Origin of the sequence: Rothia sp. P5764 (assembly GCF_048512965.1) — a bacterium.
GTDB lineage: Bacteria > Actinomycetota > Actinomycetes > Actinomycetales > Micrococcaceae > Rothia.
The window spans coordinates 366400-380964 of the sequence record NZ_JBLXXQ010000002.1 but is presented as its reverse complement, the minus strand read 5'-3'; the positions used below and the strand labels follow the sequence as shown (position 1 = coordinate 380964).

Genomic DNA, 14565 nt, shown 5'->3' with positions numbered 1-14565 from the left:
CAAGAAACTCGTGGGTGGAGGCATTGAGACGCTTGAGAGGGGCGCTCTTAAGAGTGCTTCTAAGGATGCGAGTGGAATAGCGGGAGGTGGTGCTTCTAGTGCGAATCCTAGGATAGGCGAATTATCTCCTGTTCCTGAGCCGCAGTTTGTTCAGCCTATCGGCCCGGTGGAAGCGAAAGCCCACCAGGTGCTAGATACTATAGACCAAAAAGGCGTGGCACCAAGTGGTTTCAAGGGCGGAAAAATATGGGAAAATAATGGGAAGGGCGCTGTGTTACCATCCGGAAAAAACGAACCAATTAGCTATCGTGAATGGGACGTTGACCCCAAGGTTAAGGGCATCCCCAGAACAGCTGATCGCTTAGTCACTGGCTCAGACGGTTCTGCATACTACACAACAAATCATTACAAATCATTTATTATGATGCGACAAGGAACAAGCAATGGTGGATAATATTCAGGGATACTTCCGACAGACACCAAAATTCCAAGTCTGCAATGTAAATAATTTGCAGGCAAAAGAAATAATTGAATATTCTTTGCAAGAAGGTTACCTCACTGCAGTAATAGATGGGAAAAGGGTAAAAACAGAGCAAGATTTATGTCAAGAAATCGGTTCCCAGATGCATTTTCCCGCGTACTATGGTGAGAATTGGTCAGCGATGGGGGAGTGTTTGGCTGATATGGATTGGGATGATTCACCTGAATGGACTCTGGGGGAAATCAAAGGCGGGGTCATCATTATCAAGAATTTTTCTGACTTATTATCCCAATCTACTATTGTAGGTCCTGATGATTTTATTAAACTGCTAGAGAATTCGCATCGGTATCTTTTTAGTCCTGTCGATAATATCTCAGGTATTCCCCGCGAGAGAATGATAAAAGTTTTCGTTGAGGTGCCTTAGTAAGAAACCAGCGGTTTTGAATAATCCTAATATGGGCGGTGTTTTGGGGTGGGCTAGTTATGTGTGGGCTCTTGAGGTGGTTGGTTTGAGGGAGGATGCTTTGGGGTGGTTGGGTGAGTTTGAGGTGCGTCATGCTGCTAAGGAGTTGAAGTACCAGGATTCTGATTTTGTTGATTTTGTGGTGGGGTTTCGGGAGCGTTGTGGTGTTTAGGTAGGGTGGTTTGTATGGCAAGAGATCGTGATGTGCAAAAGCTGTGGCATGCTGAGCTAGCCCAGTTGGGTTTTAAGAAGGTGGGCAGGGATGCCCAGTACTTTTTTGATGAGGAATGGTCAGGTTTTGTTGGGTTGACTACGAGTTCTAATTATGGGACTGGTTCCTCTGTTGATGTGACTATTGGTGTTGTGTGGCATCCTTTTACGGAGTTGGCTCGTGAAGTGGCGCCCTTTTTGGTGGAGCATAAGGGGGAGCCGGTTTTTGGTGAGGCTTTGTTTGAGATTGATCCTTTGCGGAGTGAGCGTTTGGGGCCGGAGTGGAAGATTCAGGAGGGTCCTTATGGGCCGATTGATTTGTCGGCTCCTTTGACCTGTTTGGTGGAGCAGGGTGTGCCGCATATGCGGAAGATGTGTTCGGTGGAGTACACCTTGGATGTTTTGGGCCGGTGGGGGTGTAATCCTAATGCGGGTAGTGTTCGGTGGTGGGCTAGTTATGTGTTGGCTCTTGAGCTTGCTGGTTTGCGGGATGAGGCTTTGGGGTGGCTGGATGAGTTTGAGGTGCGGCATGCTGCTAAGGAGTTGAGGTTTCAGCGGCCGTATTTTGTTGATTTTGTGGTGGCTTTTCGGGAGCGTTGTGGTGTTTAGGGGCGGTGGTTTTGTTGGTTTTTATATGAGTAGAATGCAGTTTGGCTCCCCACCATTAAGAGTGAAATATTTTGCATGATTTGTGATACTGGGTTCAGAATAACTGGTGAATACTATCTGCTTTCCCGGGAGAAAACGATGAAAACTAACCAGCTCAGCAAGCTGATTTCTTATGCACTGCGGCATGAACCTCAGGAATTTGGGCTTAACCCTGATTCCCAGGGGTGGGTCAAGATTTCTGACTTACTTGATGGAATCCACAGGTATTCTGTTGAATATGCTGGTGTGAGTTTAAACGATCTGCACTCAATGGTCAGTACTGCAAAGAAGCAACGCCATGAGATTCAGGGGGACATGATTCGTGCTCTTTATGGGCATTCTGCTCAAACAGTACAAACTGTCGATAGGGCACCGGCTATCCCTTCGGCAGTTTTATATCACGGTACGAGCTTAGAGAGTTGGGAATGTATAAAAGCGGAGGGGCTGAAACCTATGACCCGTCAGTATGTTCACCTAACTGAAAGTAAAGAGGCTGCCATTGCTGTGGGGCGCAGGCATAGCACTGAAGTTGTTCTTTTGGAAGTTGATACGGCTGCTGCGTCTTCGGCCGGTATTGCGTTTTACCCTAGCGGTTCAAAGGTGTGGCTTGCCGATAGTGTTCCTGCTCAGTTTATTACTGAGGCCTTTTAGGTGCATTTATAGTATCCAATTGAGGTTCACCATTTATTCCTAACGGATACACAGAAAGGTAAGATCAATGGCAAGAGATGGTGATGTGCAAAAGCTCTGGCACGAGGAACTTCTCGCGCTAGATGCAACTGCGAAAAAATATAGAAGTGCACCTCTTTCCTGTTTCCGATGATTGGCTTGGTACCTCATCAACTGCCACTCAGTCTAATAGCGGAACCGGTTCCTCGATTATGGTCTAGGTGGGTTCTTGCTGGGTCCCACATAATAATCTCATCGAGGAGATTGCTCCTGAAATGTATACGAGGAAGGTCTCGCACCCGTCCTCACTTTATGATTATGTTTCAGATGATTTGAAGGATCAGGTGGGGACTTGGAGTGTTCAGGATGGTCCTGAGGGCGCGCTTGATTTAAGTTTGCCTTTGCGAGCTGTGCAAGAATGCGGGTTTGATGTGATGCGCCGGATGTGTACGGTGGATTTTGCTGTGGCGGAGTTGAAGAAGCGTTCTGAACTACCGCGTGCGGCTGCGCCGGATTCTTTGAATTATGTTTTGGCTTTGGAGCTTGTGGGGGAGCATTCTTTGGCTGTGGAGTTGCTGGATTTCTTTTTGGGGAAGGAAGCTGACAAGGGTAAGTTTGCTAGCCCGTATTTTCCTTTGGATATGCCCTGGCACTGGAGATGGTACAGAGATTTACCTGGCCTTAAGCGGGGGGATTAACCAAATACATCCCCCCCCGATAAAACCTAATAACGTAAGAACCAGAAGAATTCTGCTTAGCTTATTTTAGAATCTTTTTCTTTTACCATTATTTCTATGAGTTCTCCAAGGACGCTTACTCCTGAATCGGGAAACCTTCCAACTCCACAGCACGAGCCTCATAATGACCCACATACAAATAACTCACCCGAAACCGCAACCGCTCACCCCGATGACGATTCAACTCATCAGCCAAATCCTGCCCACTATCCAAACCCTCATTCTGCATCATTACGAACACAAGCAGCCCACACTCCTCAGTCTCAGTATTAACACTTTGACGCGAACCAGCAGACCGCAAACCGCCCCCACCACTGACAGCCTCAGCACCCACAACAGTACAATCAACCGTCCGATAAAAATACATATCACCAAAGTAATAAGCAAAAACCACAACCCAAAAAGTCCACACACACCGCATAAAAATCTTACGCACCCGCGGACTAGCCACACCTGCCCCACCAGCCCCAGACTTACCACCACGGTCTTGATCAACAAGAGCCACACAAACCACCTCTCCAACTACCCACGAGCCTGATCAAACCCTACGACACACCAGGAGCCTTCAAATCACTAGCCCTCGGACGCCAAACTCAAAAACTCATCAAAATCTTTTGGAGAAAAAGCCGCCTGAACAGGGTCAGTCTCAAAATTCATAAAACAAAGAACCCACCAATGCTCAGGGACACCAGCCACCTGTTCCTGAAACAAAGAAGACTTAGGAGCCCAATCAACATTAGCAATAAATACCGGACCATCCGATGAAGACAACGACTCCGCAATCTGCTGCCCACCCAAAAAATCTTGAGTCAACTCACGATAGTCAAACTCCGCCCAGTGCTCACCGATACCTACCCGAACACGACGAATTATCTTGGTTCTCCCTAGGAAACCTTTTCTATGCTGAAGCGTCTGCTCTATGCATAATTGCCGATTAGAAGAATCACAAAAAGTTATCACCGTGTGTTTCCCTTCCTGCCTATTTTTCTAGTTCTTTCTCTCCAAGTAGCACCAACTTGTGCACCCAGTAAATAACCTGGAATGAGCATAACCATAGCTTTATGCCATACACTGTTCCCTGCCACACCATATGCAAACACAGAGACAGCGAGGATTAAGGATAACCATCCAGCAACATTGTGCGGTAAAGAACGAAACAGAAAACACCCTAATATTCCAAATCCAATAGCGCTCAGGAACAAGACAAAGAAATGTTGCCAGCCAATAAAGCTCCAATACAGAACAAATAGACCCCCCGGTACTGCAGAGAGCACCAGTAAATCTTTTAACTTCATAGTCATCTTTTAGTGTATCTCCAACAAAATATTGTTTATTCCAGGGATAGACACCCCTGGAAACTACGCCTCAACATTCATCGATCTCAGTGTTATCAACCAGACATGAAGAAGACTGCAAACCACACGACTCTCAATACAGCCTCATAACCCTCACTACCGCTCAAATGTTCTCTGATGGTGCGGTGGGTGTATAACATGGCTTGGCTAGAGGCGTTGCAGAACTCTTAGAGATGCTTTTACTACTGGACATATAAACCCCGCTATAACCTTAACCGCCGCCAGGGCTAATCCTTTCGCCCTTCCAGTAAAATCCTGAAGCCCAAGTACTCGAGCCGGAGGAGCCCCACCTCAAATTCGTGCCCAGGAGGGCGCTAAAACCCCGCGCCCACCGGGGGAGCGGGGCCTTGACGCAAGTAGAAATTAGCGGATCCGCACGGCCTCAAAGGAAACCTGGGGAGCCACATAGGACTGCTGCGATTCAATGAGCTGTAGCTCGCGCTGGCCAGATTCTAGGGTGTTCTTCAGAAGCTCATAGACGCTGGCTGTTGTCAGTTCCAGGGCCTCCTTCAAAGACTTACCCGATGTAAAGTGAGAAGCAAAAAGTGCTTGGGTCACGTCTCCTGAACCGTTAGCCTTCAGCGGCAGCCGGTCCGTGGTAATTAGCCAGGCCTCATCGCCGGAGACAGCTAGCATCTGAATGCTGTTGCCGGGAGTTTCAGGGGTCGAAACGCTCGTGACCAGCACTGTCTTCGGGCCAATTTTCTGGGCCTTCTTGACCGACTCGAGCACCTCATCGAGGGTCTGCGGGTTGGTGCGGGTGACAAAGCCCAGCTCAAACTGGTTGGGGGTAATAATATCGGCGTGCTGGATGACCCGGTCACGGATCAGCTCCTGCACCTCAGGTGAAACAAAGCAACCGCTGGTGGCGTTACCCAGAACAGGGTCGCAGGAGTAGAGTACCTTGGGGTTCTTGGCACGGGCTTTAGCCACTGCGTCCAAGATGGCATCGCCAATGGATGAGCCACCCTGGTAACCAGAAATGACCAGAGCGGTGTCATCGAGGCCGCCGCGTTCTTCAATACCGGTAACAACCTCACGCACATCGTCGCCGGACATCAAGGGGCCGCGCCACTCACCGTAGCCGGTGTGGTTAGAGAAGAGGACGGTGTTGACTGGCATAACCTCGTGGCCTAGGCGCTGGAGGGGGAAAACTGCTGCTGAATTGCCGACATGCCCGTAGGCTACGGCTGACTGAATAGACAAAATACGCATAAAGGTATTGTGTCACAGACCCATGATTCCCTGTGACCCTATGACCTTTCACTACACCACGCGGCAATAGAAAAAAGGGGGCGGTACATGCTTGTGACCAAATCTTAAAAGGACTGATCTACATCAAGGGTAGGTAGGGCTGGGTCCAGAGAAGTGGATGGTCGGGCTGGCGTGAATGGGCTTGCCAGCGGTAGCTAACCTAGGCGGGAGGGGGCAACAAGGAGCATGAGTCCCGGCCACCAGCTACGTATATGTAAGGTGGACCCGCAGGTTCGGAACTACCTGGTCCACCTCCAGTACCGCGACCAGAGCTTCGCAAGCTGGGCGGCCCAGACTGAGCAAGGATTGCTCCAGTAGGCTGCTTGATCAACAAAAATGCCGCTGACCCGGGTAAGGAGTCAGCGGCATGATTGCTAAACCACGTAAGTTCTACGGGCGGGTTGCATCTTCTGGTTTGTCGAAGCGGACACCTGCAGGGTTAGAGGGCAGAATAGCCATAATTAGGGGAACAAGTGCACCGGGGCCTGCGAAGCTCAGTAAGTAAAAAGCACCGTGAAAATTGGCGTCTTGCAGGCGGCGCCACCAGAGGCCCAGCATGGTGACAAACTGTACAATTCCAAATACACCGATAATAAGTGCGAAAATCAACGTCTTACCAGCCAACGCCGGGCCGAGCTCATTAGACGCCTGCCTGTATTCATTGTATGCATCCAGACTTGTGGACGCCGCTTCTTGTAGTTGCTGAAGATGGTTGAATGTTGGAACAATTGCCACCAAAGCTATTATGGAAAGCACCAAGCTGATAATAAACCATACGAGCATGACCCACCAGAATTCTGAGCGTGAAGCGCGTCCGCTAAAGCGGAACATGTACTTGCGCCAATTTTTAAGGGCCTGTCCAAAGCTGACGTGTGGGCGGGGTGACGGGTGCGTGGGGGTAGCTGACTGAGTCACTGTAAGACCTCAAGATAGATAGAGTAAACAAAATGTGCAAGTACTATTATGGCAGGCATTGACGCTACTTACCGTGATATCCCATGCACCAAATATCTCAGGAACTAATCGGTGGAAGCTCTCAAAGGGCGCAATGGGGGCGCAGAATCGGTTGGATCACTACATACGGCATCATCGAAGAACTCTTCGTCCAGCTCAACAACAAGGCGCACCAGTAACTCGTCTTTCGCTTGTGAAGTGAGAAGAGCGATACCCTTTTCGATTGATTCAGCCGGGGGCTCCAAATCAATTTCTAGATTATGAGAATCAACAGAGCTTATTTCCCCATTCGTTTTTCTCTGAGGCCAGAATTGCCTAAATATTTTGTTCGCTTCTGCATAGGTAAGGTTGGTGTTTCTATTACCTTCCAGCCAATTTTTACCGGCTTCAGTGATGGTATAGAAGCCTTTCGAGGGACGGACTGCCCATCCTGCTTTAGTGATGTGGCTGAGCGTCCAGCCAATACGGTGAGCAGAAACTTTCATACCGCTGGGCAACTTTTGCTGAGCGTGCACCAGGGGAGGCTAGGTATCGGTCTTCGATAAGTCTTACGATGTCTTTCGTGCTGACCACATCGTGCTCTTCAAGTACCTCCAAGGCTGGACGAACAAAGAACGGCCAAGGGAGAACAGTAGCTGTAGATTTATCGTTTGTCACGGTGGTAATTCTAGTTGGGAGAGTGCTTCGAAGAGCAGAATTCCCAAAACCCAAAATTGTAATTTAGGTTGGTCTGCTCACCTTGTTTTACCTGCACTGGCCGCTATCTTGGGGGCACCGTGGGGCGCTACCCCTATATCTTGTACTCACATCTCTGTAATTTGAGGCCTCAATGAATAAACAGGTAAAAAATGGGTCAAAAACAGGTTAGACAGAGGCAGAATCAGCGCATAAACTAAGTATCAGTTGCAAAGACCCGGCCATCACCGGCGAGCAATCCGGAAGAACAGGTTATACCTGCACACCCCCGTAAATTCGTTGCGACGAGGGGAGTGCGCGGAATAGATATAACCCCAGTAGACCCGGACGGGTAAGCCCGAAACAGCTGTCATGAAGCGACTGATAACCGGTTCGGCACCTGCGCCAGCGGCTGGCTCATCTCACGACGAGCTAGCCGCTGGCGCAGGCCCATGCAAGCCCCGTAAGGCAATGGCTGGGAGTCGGGCCGGTTCTTTCAGTAAGCAAGGTGGTACCGCGCCAAACCCGGCACCTAGTTCGGGCCTAGCGTCCTTGCAGAACCCAAACTCAACCCATGTCGAGAACTAAAGGTCGCAACCATGACTCAAAAGCCTGTCTACCCTAAGGCAAGCGCAAGCGGTGCCAGCTTCGTAGCCGCTTCCCCCTCCTTCCCAGCACTCGAAGAAGCCGTGCTGAGCTACTGGAAGCAGGACGGTACTTTCCAAGCCTCCATTGACAACAGGGAGGCAGGCGCTAACGGGGCCAACGAGTTTGTATTCAATGATGGTCCTCCCTTCGCTAACGGCCTGCCCCACTACGGCCACCTGCTCACCGGCTACGTTAAAGACCTGGTAGCCCGCTACCAGACCCAGCGCGGACACAAAGTCGAACGCCGCTTTGGCTGGGACACTCACGGCCTGCCCGCTGAGCTTGAAGCCATGAAGCAGCTGGGTATGACCGATAAGCAACAGATTATCGAGATGGGCATTGATAACTTCAATGATGCCGCCCGCGCCTCAGTGCTCAAGTACACCACAGAGTGGGAAGAATACGTCACCCGTCAGGCCCGCTGGGTCGACTTTGAGAACGACTACAAGACCCTGAACGTTGAGTACATGGAGTCGGTCATCTGGGCCTTCAAACAGTTGCACGACAAGGGACTAACCTACGAGGGTTTCCGCGTTCTGCCCTACTGCTGGAAAGACGAAACCCCGCTTTCAAACCACGAGCTGCGCATGGACGATGACGTCTACAAGGACCGCCAGGACCCCTCGGTCACCGTTGCTTTCCGCATTACCGGCGACACCTCCCTAGCCGCCGATCAGGCTGTTGCCGCTGAACTGGTGGGGGTTGAGGCTCTTGCCTGGACCACCACCCCCTGGACCCTGCCCACCAACCAGGCGCTTGCCGTTGGCCCCCAGGTGCGCTACGTCCTTGTAGCCGGTGCCGGTGAGCTGGCTGGCCGCCGCTTCCTGCTGGCTGAGGACCTACTAGGGGAGTACGCCAAGGACCTGGGCTACGCCGCTGAAGAAAACCCGGTGGAGGCAGCCCGTGCCGCTGTCCTGGCAACCTACACCGGTAGCCAGCTTGAAGGCCTGCGCTACGCACCCCTGTGGGACTACTTCACCGATGCCGAGAAGTTTGGCACCGCAACCTCCTGGCAGATTCTGCTGGCTGATTACGTGACCACCACCGATGGTACCGGTCTGGTACACCAGGCACCTGCCTACGGTGAAGAGGACCAGAAGGCCTGCGAGGCTTACGGTATTCCCGTGATCCTCTCTATGGACGAGGGCGCTAAGTTCCTTGACCTGTTCGCCGACCCCAGCCTGGCTGAGGGTGCGCCCCTGGCAGATATTGCCGGTGTGCAGATTTTTGATGCCAACCGCACCATCATCAACGTACTCAAGGCCGACGGCACCCTGATTCGTGAGAAGTCCTACGTGCACTCCTACCCGCACTGCTGGCGCTGCCGCACCCCGCTGGTCTACCGCGCCATCACCTCCTGGTATGTGCGCGTCACCGACTTCAAAGACCGCATGAGCCAACTGAATGAGAATATCAACTGGATCCCCGAGAACGTCAAGCACGGTCAGTTCGGTAAGTGGGTAGAGAACGCCCGCGACTGGTCAATTTCACGTAACCGCTTCTGGGGCTCACCAATCCCTGTGTGGGTTTCCGATGACCCCAACTACCCCCGCACCGACGTTTACGGTTCACTGGCTGAGCTAGAGGCAGACTTCGGTCGCCTGCCCCTGAACAAGGACGGCCAGGTTGACCTGCATCGCCCCTACATTGACGAGCTAACCCGCCCAAACCCCGATGATCCCACCGGTAAGTCCACCATGCGCCGTGTAGAGGACGTACTGGATGTTTGGTTCGACTCCGGCTCCATGCCTTTCGCCCAGTTCCACTACCCCTTTGAGAACAAGGAGTGGTTCGAGGCTCACTACCCGGCTGACTTCATTGTGGAGTACATCGGCCAGACCCGCGGCTGGTTCTACACCATGCACATTCTGGCAACCGCGCTCTTTGATCGTACTGCCTTTGAGAACGTCATTGCTCACGGTATCGTGCTGGGCTCAGATGGGCAGAAGATGTCTAAGTCCCTGCGCAACTACCCCGATGTGTCCGAGGTGCTGGACCGCGATGGTTCTGACGCTATGCGCTGGTTCTTGATGTCTTCCCCCATTCTGCGCGGTGGCAACCTGATTGTGACCGAACAGGGTATCCGTGAGGGGGTCCGCCAGGTCATGCTACCCCTGTGGAACGTCTACCACTTCTTTGCTCTCTACACCAACGCAGCTCACCAGGGCACTGGCTACGAGGCAAAACTGGTCTCCGAGGCCGAGCACGTCATGGACCGCTTTATCCTGGGCAAGACCCGCCAGCTGGTCGCCCAGGTCACCGAGGCAATGGACGCCTACGATGTGTCTGCCGCCTGCGATGCTCTGCGTTCCTACACCGATGCTCTGACTAACTGGTATGTGCGCCGTTCCCGCGAGCGTTTCTTCAACGAAGATACCGCAGCCTTTGATGTGCTTTACACCGCCCTGGTCACTATGGTCAAGGTTGCCGCCCCCTTGCTTCCGCTGACCAGCGAGGAAATCTACCGTGGCCTGACCGGCGAGCGCTCGGTTCACCTGACCGATTTGCCCACCCCTGAGGACTTCAAGAACGAAGAGGACCTGCTTGCTCTCATGGAGACTACCCGGGCAGTTGCTTCTGCCGGTTCGGCTTTGCGTAAGGCTAAGAAGTTGCGCGTACGCCAGCCCCTGGCTCACCTGACTGTTGCTGTTGCTGGCGGTAAGGAACTCGCCGGAACCTTCGAGAGCATCATCGCTGATGAGCTAAATATCAAAACCGTTGAACTGCTGGATGCCGCAGAGGTGGCCCCTGCTGACTTCGGTATCTCTCAGCAACTTAAGGTCAATGCGCGTGCCGCTGGGCCCCGCCTGGGCAAGCAGGTTCAGGTCGCTATCAAGGCTTCCAAGAGCGGTGACTGGAAGGTCGCCGAGGACGGTACTGTGGTCGTTGGCTTCCAGGCTGTTGAGGGTGGTATGGCTCTTGAGGCCGGTGAATATGAGCTTGAAACCGTGGTCGCTGAGGCCGATGGGGCCGCCGAAGGCGCGGTTTCTGTTCTGCCCGGTGGAGGATTCCTAGTTCTTGATACCGCCCTGACAGATGAGCTCCTTGCAGAGGGCACTGCCCGCGATGCAATCCGCGCAATCCAGTCCGAGCGTAAAGAAGCCGGCCTGAACGTCGCTGACCGTATCAAGCTCACCGTCTTGGCACCTGCTGCTGACCTTGAAGCGATTCGCGCCCACGAGCAGCTGGTTGCAGGTGAGACTCTGGCAGTGAGCATCTCCTACGCTGAGGGAACTGAGTTCTCAGCCACCGTAGAGAAGGCCTAAATGACGGACCAGTCCCTGAATATAGATCCTGTCTTCACCGAGGTTCAGGCTCAGGGCGTCCTTGCGGATGACGCCCCCGGCCTGGCAACGGTCTACGCGGAGCTTCTTGGCCGTGCGCCCGAGAACAAGATGGAACCCCGTCTTGATGCAGTGCGTCGGGCTGTGGATATCCTGGGGGAGCCTCATCGCTCTGCCCCGGTGATTCATGTGACCGGAACGAACGGGAAGACCTCTACCGCCCGCATGATTGAGCGTCTGCTCATGGCCCACGATATCCGTACCGGCCGGTACACCAGCCCTCACCTGGCACGGGTCACCGAGCGCATCAGTATTGACGGTGCGCCGGTGGCAGATAGCACTTTTGTGCGTATCTGGGGAGAAATCAAGCCCTATCTGGATATTGTGGATGCTGAGCTTGAAGCCGCAGGTCAGCCCCGTATCACCTACTTTGAGGCCTTGACCATTCTGGCTTTCGCTATCTTTGCCGATGAGCCGGTTGACGTCATGGTTCTTGAAGTGGGTATCGGGGGCACCTGGGATGCCACCAATGTCGCCGATGCTACGGTTTCAGTGGTGACCCCTATCGGCCTTGACCACACCGACATACTGGGGGAGACCCTGGCCGAAATTGCCGCTGAAAAGGCCGGCATCATCAAACCTGATGGTTTCCTGGTTTCTGCCGTTCAGGACCCGCAGGCGGCACAGGTCTTACTTGAAGCAGCCCAGGCCCAGAACGCCGACTACCGTTTCGAGGGTGTTGAATTTGGGACGACCCAACGAACCGCAGGTGTGGGGGGCCAGCTCATCACTATTGAGGGCCTAGCTACCCGTTACGATGACATTGCCCTGCCACTCTTTGGTGCCCATCAGGCTCAGAACGCCTCGGTGGCCCTGGCAGCGGTGGAAGCATTCTTAGGTGGTGGGCAGAAAGAACTGAACCTTGAGCTGGTTAAACTGGCTTTTGGTGAGGTTCGTTCACCCGGTCGCCTGGAACTTGCCCGTACTGAGCCGCCCGTGGTGCTTGATGCGGCCCATAATCCTCACGGTTTGCTTGCATCGGCTACCGCTTTCAAGGAGTCCTTCAGCTTCCAGGAACTGCATCTGGTGGTAGGTATTCTGGGTGAGAAGGATGCTGCTGGCATGTTCGAGATCTTGCTCAGCGAGTACGTCGATCGTCAGGACTTCCGCACTGTCCTGCACCTGACTGCCTCTGATTCGCCGCGTGCAATTGCCCCGGAGGCTCTTGTGGAGCTGGCCCTTGAAGCAGGCTTTGATGAGGATAAGGTCGAGACCCACGAAAATGTGGCCGATGCTCTTGCTGCTGCTGTCACTGTTGCGGCTGATGTTCCCAACCTGAACTCTGCTGTGCTGGTCACCGGTTCTATCACCGTAGTGGGCCAAGCCAGCACCCTGCTAGGTCTGTAAGGAAAGGAATAACCGATGGCTCGTATGACACGCGCTCAGCGGGAGTGGAAGCCCGGGCAAGCCCCCAAACGGCGGTCTATCAAGGTTTTGTTTACCTCCATGGTGCTTTCTTTGGAAGCTCTGGTTGCTTTCTTTGCGACCCTGGCTATTTTTGGCCACCATTTCAATGACCCTACCTGGATCAAAGTCCTGATCTGGGTGCTGGGTCTTTTCCTGGCAGGTGCCCTGGTACTTACTCCGGCTCTGCTCCGTAAACCCTGGGGCTACCATCTGGGGTACCTCCTACAGGTCCTGCTGATTGCGGTTGGCTTTGCTCTGCCTTCCATGTTCTTGGTGGGTGCCGCTTTTGCGGTGGCCTATTGGTTTGGAGTGACTCGCGGTAGCCGCCTTGACGCGGAAAACGAGATTCGTGCCCGCGAACAGGAAGAATGGGAGAAGGCTCAGCGAAATAGATAAAGACTGAAACCTCTTCTAGCTACAACCTTTTCAAGCGGCCCGGTGCCCTCGCCCGCCCTGTGCGGTTCGGGGGCACTGCGCTTATGTCTGATAACTCTAAGGTTGATCCTCCTACTCTGGTAGGGTGAGAATAAACTTTTCCCTGACTACTAAAGGAGATCTTCATGTCTGAGCGCACCCTAATTTTGGTTAAGCCCGATGGCGTAGAACGCAACCTGACCGGTGAAATTTTGGCCCGTTTTGAGCGTAAGGGCTACCGCCTGGCTGAGCTAAAGATGCTGGTCCCCTCCCAGGAGCTTTTGGCCCAGCACTATGCAGAGCACGAGGGCAAACCCTTCTACGAGCCGCTGGTTTCTTACATGGGTTCCGGGTCTGTTGTTGCTCTGGTACTTGAGGGCGAGGGCGTTATTGAGGGTGCCCGCAGCCTGATGGGTTCCTCTAACCCCACCACTGCGGCTCCCGGCACTATCCGCGGTGACTTTGCCCGTGACTGGGGTCAGAGCGTCCAGAAGAACCTGGTTCACGGGTCCGATTCAGCTGAATCGGCAGCCCGAGAAATCGCCCTCTGGTTCGCCTCCTAAGGGTTTGAGGCAGGTGCCAAAAAGCTGTGGCCTCCACCAGTTGAGTGGAGGCCACAGCTTTTCTGATGGTGAGGCTGGGTTTAGAACATTCCCACGATCACGTCAAAGAAGCGGATAAAGACGATACCGAACACTAGAATTAGAATCAGTGTGATGGAGAACCAGGTCCAGGTGGGGGCGGCCAGACGGATTGATTCGGGAGCCGGGATGAGACCGGCCTGGAGGTTACGGGCTGTCACCCTAACAAAAATCATGGTCTGCATAACCCACACAATCATGCAGAACAGGCACAGGGCATTGATGTCAAAAGTAGTGTTGTACCAGAGCCAAAGAACGAAAGCCATAGCGAGCGTGTGCCCTACCTGCATACCGATCCAGTACCAGCGCTTGAAGCGGGCTCCAGCTATGAGAGCGGTGGAGATAGCGAGAACAATTCCGTAACCCACCAGACCGATGAAGGGGTTGGGGAAGCCGAATACTTCAGCCTGCCAGGTACGCATAACCGTTCCGCAGTTGAGGAGGGCGTTCAGGTCGCAGACAGATTTGTGGGCCCCGTCCATATAAATTTGCAGGCGCTCATAAACTAGCATCGAGGAAGAAGCTAAAGCGATGAGGCCAGGGAGTAGAGTGAACCAGCCCAGACGGCGGTCTGCTCTGGCATGTTCTTCTTCCGGTAGGGTATCAAGCCTGCTAACGGGTGTAGACACAGCGAATCCTTAGGTTTTATCTAGCGCTTACCTCTC

The 14565-nt window shown here is 53.1% G+C and carries 18 protein-coding genes; 11 read left to right on the top strand and 7 right to left on the bottom strand.

Annotated features, from left to right (window positions below; translation table 11 throughout):
* From ACN08Y_RS05430 to ACN08Y_RS05405, 6 genes are all read left to right on the top strand, one after another.
* Positions 1 to 454 (top strand): ribonuclease domain-containing protein (locus ACN08Y_RS05430; protein WP_419112050.1); only part of this gene is annotated, 454 nt, incomplete at its 5' end.
* A complete protein-coding gene (locus ACN08Y_RS05425) occupies positions 444 to 905 on the top strand; it encodes a barstar family protein (protein ID WP_419105322.1) in 462 nt (153 codons plus the stop codon). The genes ACN08Y_RS05430 and ACN08Y_RS05425, both read left to right, overlap by 11 nt.
* Positions 906 to 921: 16 nt before the next feature.
* Positions 922 to 1116, top strand: coding sequence for a hypothetical protein (locus ACN08Y_RS05420; RefSeq protein ID WP_419099566.1), 195 nt, complete (start codon positions 922 to 924; stop codon positions 1114 to 1116).
* 14 nt (positions 1117 to 1130) lie between these two features.
* A complete protein-coding gene (locus ACN08Y_RS05415) occupies positions 1131 to 1763 on the top strand; it encodes a hypothetical protein (protein WP_419112049.1) in 633 nt (210 codons plus the stop codon).
* Positions 1764 to 1901: 138 nt separating this feature from the next.
* A complete protein-coding gene (locus ACN08Y_RS05410) occupies positions 1902 to 2453 on the top strand; it encodes an RNA 2'-phosphotransferase (protein ID WP_419112048.1) in 552 nt (183 codons plus the stop codon).
* Between the two features lie 293 nt (positions 2454 to 2746).
* Positions 2747 to 3169 (top strand): hypothetical protein, encoded by a 423-nt coding sequence (locus ACN08Y_RS05405; RefSeq protein WP_419112047.1) that lies wholly within the window; start codon positions 2747 to 2749, stop codon positions 3167 to 3169.
* A gap of 115 nt (positions 3170 to 3284) precedes the next feature.
* Here ACN08Y_RS05405 and ACN08Y_RS05400 read toward each other — a convergent pair whose 3' ends face one another.
* The 4 genes from ACN08Y_RS05400 to pdxY all read right to left on the bottom strand — a co-directional run bounded on the left by ACN08Y_RS05400 (position 3285) and on the right by pdxY (position 5778).
* Positions 3285 to 3713, bottom strand: coding sequence for a hypothetical protein (locus tag ACN08Y_RS05400; RefSeq protein WP_419112046.1), 429 nt, complete (start codon positions 3711 to 3713; stop codon positions 3285 to 3287).
* Positions 3714 to 3781: 68 nt separating this feature from the next.
* Positions 3782 to 4168 (bottom strand): hypothetical protein, encoded by a 387-nt coding sequence (locus ACN08Y_RS05395; protein WP_419112045.1) that lies wholly within the window; start codon positions 4166 to 4168, stop codon positions 3782 to 3784.
* The gene (locus ACN08Y_RS05390) at positions 4165 to 4503 is read right to left on the bottom strand and encodes a hypothetical protein (protein ID WP_419112044.1); all 339 of its coding nucleotides are present in this window, start codon (positions 4501 to 4503) and stop codon (positions 4165 to 4167) included. The genes ACN08Y_RS05395 and ACN08Y_RS05390 overlap by 4 nt, the downstream gene beginning before the upstream one ends.
* A 423-nt stretch (positions 4504 to 4926) precedes the next feature.
* Positions 4927 to 5778, bottom strand: coding sequence for a pyridoxal kinase PdxY (pdxY, locus tag ACN08Y_RS05385; RefSeq protein WP_419099568.1), 852 nt, complete (start codon positions 5776 to 5778; stop codon positions 4927 to 4929).
* Between the two features lie 225 nt (positions 5779 to 6003).
* Here pdxY and ACN08Y_RS05380 point away from each other — a divergent pair, with 225 nt between their 5' ends.
* Positions 6004 to 6135 carry a hypothetical protein gene (locus ACN08Y_RS05380; protein WP_419110355.1) on the top strand — a complete coding sequence of 44 codons (132 nt, stop codon included), beginning with the start codon at positions 6004 to 6006 and terminating at the stop codon, positions 6133 to 6135.
* A 72-nt stretch (positions 6136 to 6207) separates the two neighbouring features.
* Here ACN08Y_RS05380 and ACN08Y_RS05375 read toward each other — a convergent pair whose 3' ends face one another.
* The gene (locus tag ACN08Y_RS05375; RefSeq protein WP_419112043.1) at positions 6208 to 6732 is read right to left on the bottom strand and encodes a DUF805 domain-containing protein; all 525 of its coding nucleotides are present in this window, start codon (positions 6730 to 6732) and stop codon (positions 6208 to 6210) included.
* 104 nt (positions 6733 to 6836) lie between these two features.
* Positions 6837 to 7286, bottom strand: coding sequence for a winged helix-turn-helix domain-containing protein (locus ACN08Y_RS05370; RefSeq protein WP_419112042.1), 450 nt, complete (start codon positions 7284 to 7286; stop codon positions 6837 to 6839).
* A gap of 759 nt (positions 7287 to 8045) precedes the next feature.
* Between ACN08Y_RS05370 and ileS the strand changes: the two genes are divergently transcribed.
* The 4 genes from ileS to ndk all read left to right on the top strand — a co-directional run bounded on the left by ileS (position 8046) and on the right by ndk (position 13822).
* The gene (gene ileS, locus ACN08Y_RS05365; RefSeq protein WP_419112041.1) at positions 8046 to 11360 is read left to right on the top strand and encodes an isoleucine--tRNA ligase; all 3315 of its coding nucleotides are present in this window, start codon (positions 8046 to 8048) and stop codon (positions 11358 to 11360) included.
* Entirely contained in the window at positions 11361 to 12785 is a 1425-nt protein-coding gene (locus tag ACN08Y_RS05360; protein ID WP_419099571.1) for a bifunctional folylpolyglutamate synthase/dihydrofolate synthase, read from the top strand. It abuts the gene before it with no gap.
* Between the two features lie 15 nt (positions 12786 to 12800).
* Complete coding sequence (locus ACN08Y_RS05355; protein WP_419099572.1) at positions 12801 to 13241, top strand: DUF4233 domain-containing protein; 441 nt, start codon at positions 12801 to 12803, stop codon at positions 13239 to 13241.
* A 164-nt stretch (positions 13242 to 13405) separates the two neighbouring features.
* Positions 13406 to 13822, top strand: coding sequence for a nucleoside-diphosphate kinase (gene ndk / locus ACN08Y_RS05350; protein ID WP_419105316.1), 417 nt, complete (start codon positions 13406 to 13408; stop codon positions 13820 to 13822).
* A gap of 80 nt (positions 13823 to 13902) precedes the next feature.
* On the opposite strand, the gene ACN08Y_RS05345 is transcribed toward ndk, so the two are convergent.
* Positions 13903 to 14529 (bottom strand): vitamin K epoxide reductase family protein, encoded by a 627-nt coding sequence (locus tag ACN08Y_RS05345; protein WP_419099574.1) that lies wholly within the window; start codon positions 14527 to 14529, stop codon positions 13903 to 13905.
* Between the last annotated feature and the right edge of the window lie 36 nt (positions 14530 to 14565).